The sequence below is a fragment of the Chloroflexota bacterium genome (assembly GCA_009840355.1).
Classification (GTDB): domain Bacteria; phylum Chloroflexota; class Dehalococcoidia; order Lucifugimonadales; family JADFKI01; genus Bin90.
The window spans coordinates 1-15,253 of record VXNZ01000007.1 but is presented as its reverse complement, the minus strand read 5'-3'; the positions used below and the strand labels follow the sequence as shown (position 1 = coordinate 15,253).

At 58.2% G+C, this 15,253-nt stretch carries 9 protein-coding genes, 1 tRNA gene and 1 rRNA gene; 8 read left to right on the top strand and 3 right to left on the bottom strand.

The annotated features are described in order from the left end of the window. Positions 1–2,206 precede the first annotated feature (2,206 nt). Positions 2,207–4,456: a xanthine dehydrogenase family protein molybdopterin-binding subunit gene (locus tag F4X57_01440; protein MYC05836.1), complete on the top strand. Its 2,250-nt coding sequence runs from the start codon at positions 2,207–2,209 to the stop codon at positions 4,454–4,456. Between the two features lie 203 nt (positions 4,457–4,659). Further along, on the top strand, positions 4,660–5,601 hold the full coding sequence (locus tag F4X57_01435; protein MYC05835.1) for a universal stress protein: 942 nt from the start codon (positions 4,660–4,662) through the stop codon (positions 5,599–5,601). Positions 5,602–5,672: 71 nt separating this feature from the next. On the opposite strand, the gene F4X57_01430 is transcribed toward F4X57_01435, so the two are convergent. Further along, the gene (locus F4X57_01430; GenBank protein MYC05834.1) at positions 5,673–7,025 is read right to left on the bottom strand and encodes a sigma-70 family RNA polymerase sigma factor; all 1,353 of its coding nucleotides are present in this window, start codon (positions 7,023–7,025) and stop codon (positions 5,673–5,675) included. Positions 7,026–7,520: 495 nt separating this feature from the next. Between F4X57_01430 and F4X57_01425 the strand changes: the two genes are divergently transcribed. From F4X57_01425 to F4X57_01400, 6 genes are all read left to right on the top strand, one after another. Next, complete coding sequence (locus F4X57_01425; GenBank protein ID MYC05833.1) at positions 7,521–9,350, top strand: ABC transporter substrate-binding protein; 1,830 nt, start codon at positions 7,521–7,523, stop codon at positions 9,348–9,350. A gap of 234 nt (positions 9,351–9,584) precedes the next feature. Next, on the top strand, positions 9,585–10,481 hold the full coding sequence (locus F4X57_01420; protein MYC05832.1) for an ABC transporter permease: 897 nt from the start codon (positions 9,585–9,587) through the stop codon (positions 10,479–10,481). Positions 10,482–10,538: 57 nt separating this feature from the next. Next, on the top strand, positions 10,539–11,441 hold the full coding sequence (locus F4X57_01415; GenBank protein ID MYC05831.1) for an ABC transporter permease: 903 nt from the start codon (positions 10,539–10,541) through the stop codon (positions 11,439–11,441). A gap of 33 nt (positions 11,442–11,474) precedes the next feature. Then, the gene (locus F4X57_01410; GenBank protein MYC05830.1) at positions 11,475–12,575 is read left to right on the top strand and encodes an LLM class flavin-dependent oxidoreductase; all 1,101 of its coding nucleotides are present in this window, start codon (positions 11,475–11,477) and stop codon (positions 12,573–12,575) included. 204 nt (positions 12,576–12,779) lie between these two features. Then, positions 12,780–13,331: a superoxide dismutase family protein gene (locus F4X57_01405; protein MYC05829.1), complete on the top strand. Its 552-nt coding sequence runs from the start codon at positions 12,780–12,782 to the stop codon at positions 13,329–13,331. 202 nt (positions 13,332–13,533) lie between these two features. Beyond that, positions 13,534–14,400, top strand: a complete 867-nt coding sequence (locus F4X57_01400; protein ID MYC05828.1) for a hypothetical protein — start codon at positions 13,534–13,536, stop codon at positions 14,398–14,400. 296 nt (positions 14,401–14,696) lie between these two features. Here F4X57_01400 and F4X57_01395 read toward each other — a convergent pair. Further along, positions 14,697–14,771, bottom strand: a tRNA-Met gene (locus F4X57_01395). Between the two features lie 149 nt (positions 14,772–14,920). Then, positions 14,921–15,253, bottom strand: a 23S ribosomal RNA gene (locus F4X57_01390); the annotation flags it as partial.

Here is a 15,253-nt window from a genome sequence, read left to right as displayed (position 1 = left end):
GCGCACGATCAGATTGCCCTGCGACACGAAAACGCGGGCGGCGACCCCGCAGACCTACACAAGGCGATGATGGAAGAAGTGCTGTACGGCTGCGATGTGATGCCCTCCGCGATACATATCACGAGTTCCACGCTATCCGGCATGCAGCCTACCATCGGCTACGGGCAATCCCGCCTGTACAACATGCCATACGGCAGGCAATCCGACGGCACCGTCGCCATCGGCTCGCTGGAGCTGCTGCAATCGTCGTCCGTGATGACGCTGTTCAACACCAGCGACCCGGCGCTACGCACAGGAAGCGCAGGCGAAGAAACCGCCGCCAACATCATCGTGGACATCCCCGACGAATCCTTCGACATCGTAATCATGAACCCACCCTTCACACGTAACACGGGACAAGAAGGCAAACATATCGGTGTCGCAAATCGGGCTTTTGCAGCCTTCGATGCTGATGATAAAGAACAGAGAGACATGGGCAAGAGACTGACTTCGCTCAGTAAAGGCACTGCATATCATGGCAATGCAGGGATTGCTTCTGCCTTTGCCGCTCTTGGACATCGTAAGCTTAAGCAAGGCGGCGTACTTGCCCTAGTGCTGCCATTGACGTCGGCCGTGGGTTTGTCTTGGTACAAGTTTCGTCAGATGTTCGCAGAGCATTACGCCGACTTGAGTGTATTCAGCATAGCATCTACCAAAAAGGATGTCTCGTTTTCATCAGATACCGCAATAGCGGAGTGTCTAATTGTCGCAAGAAAGCTGCATACGAATGAGGCTTCGTCGGCAACCGTTGATTTCACATCGCTTGTGCGGCGTCCGACAGGCTTCGTGTACTCAGCTGCCCTAACTAGCGCATACACTAGCACAGACAATGTTCGGCGCATTGAGGATGGCCCATACGGTGGCACATCCTTAACTGTTGGCGATGAAAGAGTTGGTGAGATGCTAACCGCACCTTACGATAGAGATGGTGGGGCATGGTCGGCAGTGCGCCTTTTGGATTCATCGGTCGCTCAGACTACCTACGCACTAGGGAATTCAAGACTTTGGTTGCCGGGAAATCTAACATCTAAAGAACTGCAATGTGTCCCATTAAGCATTGTCGGTCAGATGGGCTTGTATCACATCGATATAAATGGGCCAGCACCACGTGGCCCGTTCGACAAAGATGTTGCAAGTCCAACGGCTACTTACCCCGCTTTGTGGAATCATAACGCAAAGAATGAGAAAAACATAATCTGCGAATCTGACTCCCAATTGCTGGTGAGACAGGGTTTTGAGAAAAAGGCATATGAACAATGGAAGACTGCAAGCCGTTGCCATCTGAACCGAGATTTCACACTTGGCTCACAGCCACTTGCCGTAGCCTTCACCGAGCGGGCGACCATTGGTGGACGCGCCTGGCCGAATGTCATATTCTCCGATGAACGCTACGACTACGCATTCGCCGTATGGGGCAACTGCACTCTAGGCTTGCTATCGTACTGGTGGCACTCCAGCATTCAGCAACCAGGACGGGGGATTATTTCTATTCGCGCAGCCGAAACCCTCCCCATCCTCGACCTGCGAGCGCTCACCGACGCCCAGCTCGCCACAGCGCACGACATCTTCGACGACTTCCGCGAGCGCGACTTGCTGCCGGCGTATCTGGCGGACGCGGACGCGAACCGCGCGCTGCTGGACAGGCGCGTGCTGCGCGATATGCTGGGCTTCGGCGAGGATGTGTATCAGGGCGTGCGTCTGCTTGCGGCGAAGTGGTGCGCGGAGCCGTCGGTGCATGGTGGGAAGGGGCGGCCGGGCGGGGCGGCGTTCGTGGCGTGATTGGGCCGCGCGAAGCTCATTTCGTGGCTAGTGGCGTCAAAACTTAGCCAATCCAGTTACTGGCGATGACGGCAATCAGTATCATTATCAGCAAGCCTATCAGCCAGCGCTGGTTGGCTTCAATCTTGTCAAGCCGCGCCAGTATATCGCGCCGCCATTCCTGTTCGTTCTCGAAACCCTGCTCCAGGGTCGCAATGCGTTCTTCGTTCGTGGTCATATCGCTTCCCACATTTACGACTGCACAGCATGGTAGCACACCATTAACCCAACCTTAACGGAGCGCAGTGTTTCACATTATCCACAATATGTTACAATTCGCCCGTTGGCGTGCGCTTGGGAGTGCTCACACGCCAGTTCAATAAATCCCAATCACGGAGGTCTCCAAACAATGGCATCCAACATCGTCCTATCCACCAAAGAATACAATGTAGTTGGCAAGCGCCCCATCAGGCACGACGGCTACGACAAGGTAACCGGCAAGGCGCTATACGGCGCCGACATGAACCTGCCCGGCATGCTGCACGGCAAAGTGCTGCGCAGCCCGCACGCCCACGCCAACATCCTGTCCATCGACACCAGCAAGGCGGAGGCGCACCCCGAAGTCCTCGCCGTCATCACATCGGCAGACTTCGCGGACGCCCCCGACGAAGCGCGCGTGATTGTTGCCGGTCCCCCCACGAACCTCAAGCACCTCAGCAACAACTGCCTCGCCGGCGAAAAGGCGCTCTACAAAGGACAGGCGATCGCCGCCGTCGCAGCGCAGAGCGCACACGCAGCCGAAGAAGCGCTCGACCTCATCGAAGTTGAGTACGAAGTGCTGGACGCCGTAACGACCGTCGAAGAGGCGATCGCGGACGGCGCGCCGCTGCTCCACGAAAACTACGCGGGCAATGTCGCCAGCCACTCCGAAATGGTACTCGGCGACATAAATGCGGGCTTTGAGGCCGCCGATGTGGTGGTCGAGAAGACCTTCCGCACCAAGACCGTCCACCAGGGCTACATCGAGCCGCACACCGCGACCGCGTGGTGGCAGGCGGACGGCAGGGTTACGGTGTGGTGCAGCTCGCAGGGGCACTTCCAGATTCGCGACCGCACATCCGCCGTGCTGGGCATCCCGCACTCGCGCATCAAGGTCGTGCCGATGGAGATTGGCGGCGGTTTCGGCGGCAAGACCACGATATATCTCGAACCTGTCGCGGCGGCGCTGTCTCGCAAGAGCGGCCATCCGGTCAAGGTTACGATGAGCCGCGCGGATGTGCTCGAAGGCTCCGGTCCCACTTCCGGCAGCCTGATGTGGGTGAAAATTGGCGCGACCAACGACGGCAAGCTGACCGCTGTGCAGGCAGACCTGAAGTACGAGGCGGGCGCGTATCCCGGCTCGCCGGTCGGCGCGGCAATGAACTGCATCTACTCGCCGTACGATGTGGAAAACCTACGGCTCGACGGCTACGATGTGGTGAACAACAAGCCGAAGACAACGGCATATCGCGCGCCCGGCGCGCCCGGCGCAGCGTTCGCCGCAGAGCAAGTCATCGACGACATCTGCCGCGAACTCGGCATCGACCCGCTGGACTTCCGCATCATGAACGGCGCGAAGGAAGGCACGCGGCGCAGCTACGGCGTGGTCAACCCGGTCATCGGCTGCGTTGAGACGAACGAAGCGGCAAAGAACCACGAGCACTATCAGACACCGCTCGAAGGCGCGAATCGCGGACGCGGCGTTGCGACCGGATTCTGGATGAACGGCGCTGGCGCGGCGTGCGCAACCGCGAATGTGAACTACGACGGCACGGTGAACCTGACCATCGGCTCGGTGGACATCGGCGGCACTCGACCCGCGGCGGCGCAGCAGTTCGCCGAGGTGCTGGGCATCCCCGTCGAGCATGTCAACCCGCAAGTCGGCGACACAGAGACCATCGGCTACACTTCGATGACCGGTGGCAGCGGCGCGGCGTTCAAGACCGGCTGGGCAAGCTTCGAGGCGGCGCAGGATGTCAAGCGCCAGATGATCGAGCGCGCAGCGCTGATGTGGGAGACCGATGTTGACCAGATTGGCTTCGCGGACGGCACATTCCGGCACAAGTCCGACCCGGAGCTCAGCATCGACTTCAAGACGATGGCAGAGCGCCTCACCGAAACCGGCGGACCCGTAGTCGGCCGCGCGAACCTCGACCCGGCGGGACCGGGCAGCGCGTTCGCCACGCACATCGTGGACGTCGAAGTCGATCCGGAGACCGGCAAGGTTGAGATTCTGCGTTACACGGCAGTGCAGGACGCTGGCAAGGCGGTGCACCCAAGCTACGTCGAAGGGCAAATACAGGGCGGCGTCGTGCAGGGCATCGGCTGGGCGCTGAACGAAGAGTATTACATGAACGACAATGGGCAGATGGACAACTCCAGCCTGCTGGACTACCGCATGCCGACCGCGCTCGACCTGCCGATGATCGACACGGTAATCGTCGAAGTGGCGAATCCGTCGCATCCTTACGGCGTGCGCGGTGTCGGCGAGGTGTCAATCGTGCCGCCAATGGCAGCCATAGCCAACGCCATCTACGACGCGGTGGGCGTCCGCATGGACGAACTGCCAATGAACCCGCCGTCCGTAACAATGGCAATGCAAAGCAGCAACGGCAGCTAGCCTTATAGATGAGACGATTTCGGATTCCGCACTGCGTTCGGAATGATAAGAACAGCGCGGAATGACAACATTAGGAAATGGGGGGGACGGTTTCATATCATCCCCCCTTGACGCTGGCACTTGACACGGGAAGGACAGGATAAGAGGACGAATATCCTCCCCATCCAAAACAGTGCAGTCCAAAACAGTGCAGGAGAATTAGCTTGTTCGATCACATTGTCGTACCGCTGGACGGCTCGAAGCTGTCGGAAGCCGCGCTCGCTTATGTAGCTCCGCTCGCACGCAGTCTCGGCTCCAAGGTCGTGTTGCTGCATGCCTACGACAACCCGTATGTTGACCTGCTGAGCGCGCACCCGGGAGCGAGAGAAATCGCACCTGACCAGAATGCCGTGGCTGCCGCGTCCGACTACCTCAACGGTACCCGCGATAGGCTGCAATCCGACGGTGTGCAATGCGATATCCGCATAATGCGGGGCGCGCCCGCCGCTGTCATACTCAAGTACATCGAAGAGCGCCGGCCGGACCTCATCGCCATGAGCACGCACGGACGCTCCGGACTGCGACGCATGCTCGTCGGTAGCGTCACCACGACTATCCTGCCGCGCGCCGAAACTCCCGTCCTGATAGTACACCCGGCCGAAGGCGAAGAACATCCCGAAACCTCGTTCGAGAGCCTCGTCGTCCCTCTCGACATGTCATACCGCTCGGAACACATCCTGCCGGTTGCCGCGGAACTCGCGGACGCGCTAAACCTAGATACCACGCTCGTAACCTGCGTCCCCTCGCAGTCGCAGCTGTACATTGGATCCGGGCACGAAGTTTACCCATACCCCGACGACCTGATGGAGCAGGCGCAGGAGTCCGCGGAAGAATACCTGCAAAGTTCCACCGACGCCGCTGCGCGAGGACGGCAACGGAATGTGCGATGGGAATGCTTGGACGGCGGCCCCGCCGGAGCGATAGTCGAATACGCCGAATCGCAGCCCAACAGCCTCATAGCCATGTGCACGCAGGGGCGCACCGGCCTCGGTCGTTGGGTGCTAGGCAGCGTGACCGACGCCGTCATCCGCTCCGGCAACACACCTGTGCTGGTCGTGCCTCAGCCGCCTGATGCGCCAAGCGGCGAACCCGCGCTCACCGTATAACGCGCGCAAAAACGGGGCAGCCTTTCGGCTGCCCCTACTCCATCTATGTCATCCTCCCGCAAGTAAGCGCGTTAGACCGCCCCGTACTCGGCAAGGCTCGGCAGCCTACCCGACATACGCATCCTGTCGAGCGCCTGCCGTTCCAACTGCCGCACGCGCTCCCGCGTAACGCCGAGCTCCTGCCCAACCTCTTCGAGCGTGCGAGGGCGGTCGTCGAAGAAGCCGAAGCGCAGCGTCAGCACCAGACGCAGGCGAGGCGGCAAGTCCTGCATCGCCTCCACGACATTCTGCCGCGTAACCATTCGGATCGCCATCTCGTCGGTCGCCCAGCCGCCGGTGTCCTGGATGAAGTCCTCTAGCGTGGACTCTTCCTCGCCGACGGGTGTTTCCAGCGATACCGTGTGCTGCCTCTGCTGCAACAGCACTTCCACATTGTCCAGCGACCATCCGAGCTCGTCAGCAATTTCAGCAGGCGACGCGTCGCGGTCTAGCCTGCGAAGCAGTTCCCGCTCGGCAGTGCCAAGCTGCTGCAGACGCTCAACGACGTGCACCGGCAGCCGAATCGTGCGCCCCTGATCTGCCAGCGCGCGCGTTACCGCTTGGCGCACCCACCAGGTCGCGTATGTGCTGAACTTGAAGCCCTTGTGCGAGTCGAACTTCTCGACGGCGCGCATCAAGCCAAGATTGCCCTCCTGCACGAGGTCGAGCATCGGCAGCCCGCGGTTCTGGTACTTACGCGCAATGCTGACCACCAGCCGCAGGTTGGAGTTCGTCAGGTCTTCACCCGCGTCCCTGCCGACATTCTCGATAGTCTTCCACCAGTCTTCGACATCGCGGATAATGTCTTCCGCAAGTTCGCCGTCCGGCTCAGAGTCCAGCATGGCAATCACATCGAGCGGCAGCAGCCACCGCAGCTTGGAAATCGCTGCGACATGCGACACGGCGTCGTTGTCCTTGACATCGAGCGCCTGCGCCATCTGAGTCTTCGTGTCAGCGTTCATCGGCAGGTCGAGCGCATCTCGGATTTCGTCGATTGCGAGCGCATCGCTGATGGTGGTGTTCGTGGGCAGCTCGAAGCCGAGAACCCCGGCGAACTTCAGCAGCGTCGGTCGGCGCTCTCGCAGTGCCATGTAGATGTCGAATACGAGATCTGTCGTTGACGGCAGGGAGCCGTACTCATCGTTGAAGGCTTCGCGGCGCTGCTTCAGCTCCATCCGGCGCTCAACGGCGAGTCCGAGCCGTACCTCGTCCGACTTGTCGAGCAGCGGGTGCTGCCCGATCGCGGTCAGGTATTCGCGGATCGTGTCCGTAGTGTCCCCGGAAACCTCGCGGGGTTGTCGGTTCTTAGTCTTCTGTGCGGTATTCGTAACCATAATTTCGGCACCTCCAAAGCCTGCACGCGGCATATCCGCGCGGCTTTCCATGGTTGCCCTTAGTGCGCTCGTCGCATCCTTCCGGCTGCCGCAATAGCGCAGTGCATCGCCCTTCTATTCGCGTCTTTCTGTCTATCCATTTACCATAAGGTTAAGTTTATATCACAAAACCATCAATAAGGTAAAGTTGAACATAGCCTAGGCTGCAACCGGCGCAACACTCAAGGCATTTCTCGCACCTCCACACATCCCCTCTATGAATAAAACGCAAGATGAACCTATAGGTTAGCATCTTGGTGCAATACCGTATAGGCATATTTCATAACAATCTTCATTCATTTTTAGAATAATACAGGGGAAAACCTCCCTTTACGCCACCTATCCCGGTCAGATTCTTCCCATCACGCCATCACGGTTGACAAACACCAAGCTCGGACTTATATTCTGGAATAATTCAAACTATCTCGCCTCGTAATGATTTGCGTGAACTACGGAAGGTGTCGATGAATTAGCCATTTAATAGCCGAGCCCCGGAGGAGGAGCCGAATGCAAAGAAGCTTCAAGATTCTATTACCAGTTCTGGCAATCATCGCGTTATTGATGGCAATGACCGCCTGCTCAAGCGCGGACGAACCTGCGCCCGCAGCGCCCGCAGCCCAGCAAGCGGCCCCCGCGGCTCCAACAGCGGCTCCCGTGGCTAAGCAGGCAGCAGGCGCAGGCACCACCGGACAGCAGCCGGCTCTTCCCGCAGCCGCGACACCTGTGCCCGCAGCGGCAGTGGAACTCACTTATCTCATGGCGCCCGAAGGTAGCCCACAGCGCGGTGGCTGGCTCGAGTACGGCTTCGCCGCCAACCCACCACACCTTGACTTGCACCAGTCCGGCACGACCAACAACTGCACTCCGCAGTGCCCTCTGTTCGACCTTCTGGTCATGAACGACCCTACCGACCCTGACAGGGGCATTATCGCACAAGGCCTCGCAACTTCCTGGGAAGTCTCGTCAGACGGCAAGACATTCACATTCCCTCTGCGCGAGGGCGTCAAGTTCCATGATGGAGCGGACATGACCTCCGCTGACGTGAAGGCGACCTTCGACCGCATCATATTCCCGCCCGACCATGTATCCAGCCGAAGGCAGGCGTTGTTCTCCGCCGTCGCTTCTGACGGCGTACAAGCGCCCGACGACTATACATTCAGGATAGTGCTTGAAAAAGCCCGCGCCGCTGACTTCATACTCAACGCTTTCGCCACAGGCTTCAATGTAATCGTCCGCAAGCAAACACTCGAAGACAATAACTATGACCTGCGTACCATTCCCAACTACCCCGGCACAGGCCCCTACAGGTACAAGGAACACAGAGACGCCGAGTACTGGAAGATTGAAGCGAACCCCGACTACTGGAATCCTAACCTTCCTTATATGGACGGCATAAATGTCTATCACCTGCCGGACGCGCAGACCAGGATAGCGGCGTTCCTGGCAAAGCAATCCGACTACGCCCGCATCCTCGATCCTCAGTCATACCACGAATGGTTGGCGGAGACGCCCGAAGGCATGAAGCTGCATCGCTACGCGCAAACCACCGTCCAGGGCATCTGGATGAAGCAGGACACCGGAGGCCCACTAAGCGACGTCAGAGTACGCAGGGCTATCAACCTGATTATTGACCGCGACGCCATGGAAGACAGCGTTTTCAAGACCGTGTCCCTCAACGGATTCGGCTGCGGCTATGTGTTCAGGTGGAGTCCTTGGGCTTCATCCTATGAAGACCTACGAGAGCGCCCAACCTGTGTACCCACAGCCGATAAGGGTCCCTATCTTGCAGAAGCCAAGGCATTGCTTGAAGAAGCGGGCTATGGCGACGGCCTAGACCTAAGTATCACCTATTCCGTTGAAGGACACTATGCCGTTTGGGGACCGCTGATTGCTCAGCTCCTCAGCGAACAGGGAATCAACGTCGAGCAGAAGCCGCGTGAGGGTCCAGTCGCAATTCAAAGCATACAAGACGGCAACTTCGACCTCGCCGTTTCGTACGCTGTCTTCCCCTTCGGGGACCCGTCATCTTACATGAGAGCATGGTATGGATGCGGTTCGACCGAGAACTACGGCGGCTTCTGCAGCGAAGAAGTGGACGCCCTTCTCGACAAGATTGATAACGAACTGGACCCCTCTAAGCGCAAAGAGTATGTCGGCGAGCTGGACCTGCTGCTGGAAGAGCAGGTGCCCTTCGCCACCGCCGCATGGGAAGAGTTCGCCGACGCGTATTGGGAGTATGTGAAAGGTCAAACCGGCGAGTACAGCGTTGGCATCTACAACGCCGAGCGCCGCGGAACCTGGTGGCTAGACCAGACCAGCCCGCACTTCCCGCGCTAAGTAGCGCTTCCATCTAGGTGTCATCTAGGCACTTTGAACAACAACACGCTTGTCCTGAACATGTCAAAGGACAAAAGCACAACCCAATGTCCCCTCCCCCAAAGGGGGAGGGTCAGGGTGGGGGCTAAGTCCTACCCATACTGTCCATTCTGTTAGTTCCCGGAGGATTAGACAATCGGAACTTATCTCTTAAGAAGGCTTCTCTACGCTATCCCCACTCTGCTGGCGATAACCGTGGTCATATTCGTCGTGCTGCGTATCATACCGGGCGACATATTGATTGCCTTCTACGGCACTAACGAAGTGTCCCGCATTACTCCGCAGCAGCGCGAGGCGCTCATGGAAGCCCTGGGACTGGACAAACCTCTCTACATCCAATACTTGAACTGGCTGAAGGACCTCGCCACGCTTGAGCTTGGTAAGTCGTTCTTCCGCACAGACACGGTCGCTGATGTGTTGAAGCGGCGCGCTCCGCTTTCACTGGAACTCGCTATCGGCTCAACCATATTATCGTGGATAATCGGCTTCCCAGTCGGACTTATCGGCGCACTCAAACGCAACTCTATCGCCGACTATGTAACCCGCGTCGGAACAATCCTGTTCCTTGCGATACCCGGCTTCTGGCTGGGTCTGCTGCTGGTGATATTCCTTGCCGTGCAATTCGGTTACGCGTCGCCGATTGCCTCGGCGCAATTATGGGAAGACCCGAAGACGAACCTGCAAATAGTGTGGGCGCCCATCCTAATGATGGGCATCGGCGGCGCGACATACATCGCCCGTATGACGCGCTCCTCCCTGCTCGAAGTCATCGGGCAGGACTACATCCGCACCGCCCGCGCAAAGGGGTTGATGGAGCGCGTCACCATGATGCGCCACGCCGTCAAGAACGCAATCTTGCCCGTGCTCACCATATCCGGCATCATCCTCGGCTTCCTTCTCGGAGGCTCCGTGGCAATGGAGAAAGTCTTCAACGTCAGAGGACTTGGTGAAATCCTGATTCGCGCCATCGCCGAACGCGACGTCGTGATGATTCAAAACCTTGTACTGCTCTACGGCATTATCTTCACCCTCACGAACCTCTTCGTGGACATCATGTACGGCTGGCTAGACCCTCGAATTCGCTACTCATAACCTTAATAGCCCCAGCCCCTTCCGTTCACATCACGCCAATCAAACAAGAAAACTTGAATGCAGACAACCCCCAACGCAACAACTCTGACAGAACAAACTCAGCGCTCACGAGGCGAGGTCCTGTGGCGAGCGTTGCGTCGCTTCGTCTCGCAGAATCCGCTCGGCGCCGCTGGTGCCCTTGTCCTCATTCTGATGATTCTAATGGCGATAGCCGCGCCCCTAATAACCCCCTGGCCGGAGCATAAAGGGGACTTCACCCACATGTCCGGCGAACCCAATGCCGACCACTTCTTCGGCACTGACCAGCAGGGACGAGACATCTTCAGCCGCATAATCTTCGGCACGCGCACAACGCTCACGGTCGCCATTGTAGCCGTCCTGTTCGGCACAACCGGCGGCGCGTTAATCGGCGTAGTGAGCGCCTATGCCGGCGGCAAGGTTGACCTGATACTACAACGCTTCCTGGAGATACTTCAGGCATTTCCCGATGTCATTCTCGCCCTGCTTCTTCTTTCCGCGCTCGACCCTAGCCTATGGACGGTGGTTCTGGCAATATCGGTAACTCGCCTACCATTCGGCGGCAGGGTCATCCGCTCCGTCGCCCTGCAAATTCGAGAGATGGAGTATGTAACATCCGCACGCGCTATCGGCGCGAAAGACTTCCGCATCATGTTTCGCCATGTCGCGCCCCAGTGCGTCGCGCCATATCTCATTCTCGCCACGGCGCACCTCGGCGTGGCAATCCTAATCGAGTCCGGCCTGGGCTTCTTAGGCGCAGGCGTTCCGCCGCCCACCGCGACTTGGGGCAACATGCTCGCCTTCGCCAATTTCTCCTCGTTCAAGCCCCTATGGTGGATGGCATTCTATCCCGGCCTCGCCATCACCGTCACCGTGCTCGCCTTCAATCTCTTCGGCGACTCCCTTCGCGACGTCCTTGACCCACGCCTCCGCAACAGATAGTCTATCCCCCTATCCTACCCATCCTGTTCATCGATGTTAGTCAAGGAGCGTCTAATGAGATTCGGCATGTTCGACATACTACGCTGGCACGAAGATTGGAGCGCCGAGAGCGCGTTTGACGCCTCGCTCGAGCAGATTGTGCTTGCGGACAAACTCGGCATCCAGGACATCTGGCTGGGCGAGCACCACTTCTCGCGGCACGGCATACTTTCGGGCATATTCTCGTTCTTGGGCGCGGTCGCGGCAAAGACGGAAAACGCCCGGCTCGGTACCGCCATCATCGTGCTGCCGTTCCACAACCCCGTTCTAGTCGCCGAAGAAGCCGCGATTATCGATATCATCTCCAACGGCCGCTTCAATCTAGGCGTCGGCGCCGGATACCAAGCGCAGGAATTCCACGGGCTGGGCGTGGACATCGCCCATTCCCGCGAGATGTTCAACGAGTACCTGGATGTGATACAGCAATGCTGGGCGGACGAAGGCACGACCACCTTCAAAGGCGAGTTCGTGGACTTCCAAGACATCTGGGTCATCCCCAAGCCGGTGCAGAAGCCGGGCCCGCCCATCTACATCGCCGTCAGCACCAGCCCCGAAAGCGTGGACAACGCGGCGAAGCGCGGCTTGCCCATCATCGTGGGCGGACCGACGACCACGCTCGGACAGACCCCGCAGGTCGTCAATCTGTGGCACGAGCGCATGGAACACTACGGCAATCCGCACGAGCACATCGACCTGCCCGTAAGCACGAACATCTACGTCGCGCCCACGATGGAAGAGGCGGAGGGCGACATTCGCGGTTTGGAAGACAGCATCAACGCCGAGTTCTACCGCGTGGGCAACCCTGCCGACAAAAACGGTAACATCCCCGACAACTACAAGCACTGGGTTCACCGCGACCGCGACAGGCTCGAAGCCGGTCGGCGCGCCCGCGAAGAGGGCATCCTGCCTCTCATCGGCACACCGGAGGTCGTCTGCGAGCGCATCGAAGTCCTCCGATCCAAAGGCATCAACCGCATATTCGGCAAATTCGGCGCAGCCGGCCTCGACCTCGACAAATCCCTCCGCTGCATCGAGATGTTCGCGTCCGAAGTCATGCCGGAGTTCGCTGAGGATGTGGCGGCAGTCGCAGACTAGCAAGCATTGACACTTATGATATAGTGGCTCTGAGTAAGGGCAAGGGCGCAGTCGAATGTCCGGTTGGACCAATCTAGCGTGCGGGGCGTTCTCCAGTATGGGGAACGCCCTTTTTTGCCCCTTCTATGACCACGCGCACAAGCAAGTTTCCGAGTTATCCTTCTGATTAGCTAGGCGCATATAACAGCAAGAAAGAGGCTATGTATGAGCAAAAAGGTTCACAGACTGATAGGCATCGCCCTATTCACACTCGCGCTCGTCGCATCGGCAGCATGCACCGCAATAACGGATACAAGCTCGGGCCCAACGGAAATCGGCGCTACCGCGACGGCGATTCTATCCGGTCCAGATGGCGAGGCGATGGGCACAGTGTCGTTCACACAAACGCCGCACGGCGTGCTAGTGTCCGCAGATGTCAGCGGACTGGAACCTGGCGGACACGGGTTCCACATCCACGAGTTCGGTAGCTGCTCGCCCGACTTCAGCGCTGCCGGCGATCACTTCAATCCGGGCGACAGGACGCACGGCTACTACCCTGAATCAGGCTTCCACGCCGGCGACATGCCGAACATATACGCCGGCGCGGGCGGCAACGCACGCGCCGACCACCTAGTCCCCGCCATCAGTCTCGGCAGCGGCGACACATCCATCCTCGACACGGACGGCTCCGCCATCATCGTCCACGAAAAGCCGGACACCTACGGCATAGACGCCGGCGCCGGCGGCCGTGTGGCATGCGGAGTGATACAGAGATAGCAATCTCCCACCAGCATCGACAGTAAGTCTGTGAATGTCCCAAAATCAGCGCCAAATCGGTTTATGGCATGGCTGATATGCAGAGCGCGCGCCGACACAGAAGCAGGCATCGAAGAATCGATTCCGCGACGCATATCCATAAGTCGCTCGCGTATCGAGTAAAGCGCGTCTCAATATGGCAAGAGCATTTAGGAGTATGACCATGTTTGACACCATTAAAAGAAGTTTTCAGCTCTTCAAGCTTTGCCTCCGAGTTCTCGCGGCAGACAAGGAACTCGTACTCTTCCCTGTATTTTCTTCCATCGGCGTAATCGTAGTAATTCTGACATTTATGGGCGTCGGAATTGGCATCGGCGCAGTCGATCGCATCGGCGCGGGCGCTCTTGGCTTCGGAGACATCATCATCGCCATTGCGTTCTATATCTTGGCGTACTTCGTCATTATCTTTTTCAATAGCGCGCTCGTGTTTGCGGCGCATGAGCGGCTGACCGGGGGCGATCCCACCATCCGTTCAGGTTTGCGCGGAGCGTCAAATCGCATCATCTCGATATTCCTCTGGGCTGTGGTAGCAGGAACAGTCGGGTTAATTCTGAACATACTGGCTGGGCAGGCGCGCGAGCGGGGCGGCGTATTGGGCATCGTCTCCCAAATCGTCGTCGCGCTGTTGGGCGCGGCATGGACGCTGCTCACGTTCTTCGTAGTTCCGCTGATAGTCATCGAGCGCAGGAAATTTGGCGATGCGTTCAAGGGATCGCTTTCGATGATACGCAGCACCTGGGGTGACCAAGTAGTCGCCAACTTCGGACTAGGCATTGTGGCGTTCATAGCCTTCCTGGTCGCCGTTGGCATAGGGGTGCTGCTGTTCTTCATTCTATCGCCTTTGGGCTCTGCAGGGGCGATTCTAGCGATTATCATAGGAGCAGCGCTGGTAATCGCAGTTGCGCTATTGTTCTCCACGCTGGAAGGCATATACAAAGCCGCGCTGTACAACTACGCCGTCAGCGGCGATGTGCCGAGCAGCTTCATCTTCGAGGATGCGCCGATACGGGACGCATTTCGCGCTCGGTAACGGGCGATGCGCGCATAACCGCTAAGGCAAACTTTTTCTGAAAGAAGCAGGCAGTTCCTACTGCCGCGCGACGAACAAAAAGCGCAGAAAAGCATTGACACCGGAGCAGGCGTTGGCGCGAATAGAGCAGTAGCCATCCCCATCCCTTTCATTGTAGCCTGCTAAACACGCAGCTCCTTCCCTGCACCCCAAGACTAGCGAATCTCTCGCCCTGAGGCGGCGTCCAGTTAGAAATATCTCCTTAATAACACAAAACAAAACGCCCGCCATACAACATGGCGGGCATTCTTGTTTTCTGGTTGCGGGGGCAGGACTCGAACCTGCGACCTTTGGGTTATGAGCCCAACGAGCTGCCGCTGCTCCACCCCGCGCCAATCTTGGGTATTAGTTTTCAGTAGTCAGCTATCAGATTGACGACTCTACGAGTAACACCGTTACCGAAAACCGTCAACCGATTACTGACAACTACCTATTTCTGAATCCTGTCTTGATTTCTAGACCCTTGGTAAATGACCCTTAATGTGGGTCAAGTCCTCGGTTTATTAGTACCGCTCAGCTGAAATGGTTACCCACCTTACACCTGCAGCCTATCAACCCGGTAGTCTACCGGGAACCTTACTCCCTACTTAAAGGGAAGGGAGATCTAATCTTGGAGTTGGCTTCGCGCTTAGATGCTTTCAGCGCTTATCGCATCCAGACTTGGCTACCCGGCGATGCTCATGGCGGAACAACCGGTACACCAGAGGTCTGTCCTTCCCGGTCCTCTCGTACTAGGGAAAGCTCTCCTCAAATCTCCTACGCCCACGACGGATAGAGACCGAACTGTCTCACGACGTTCTGAACCCAGCTCGCG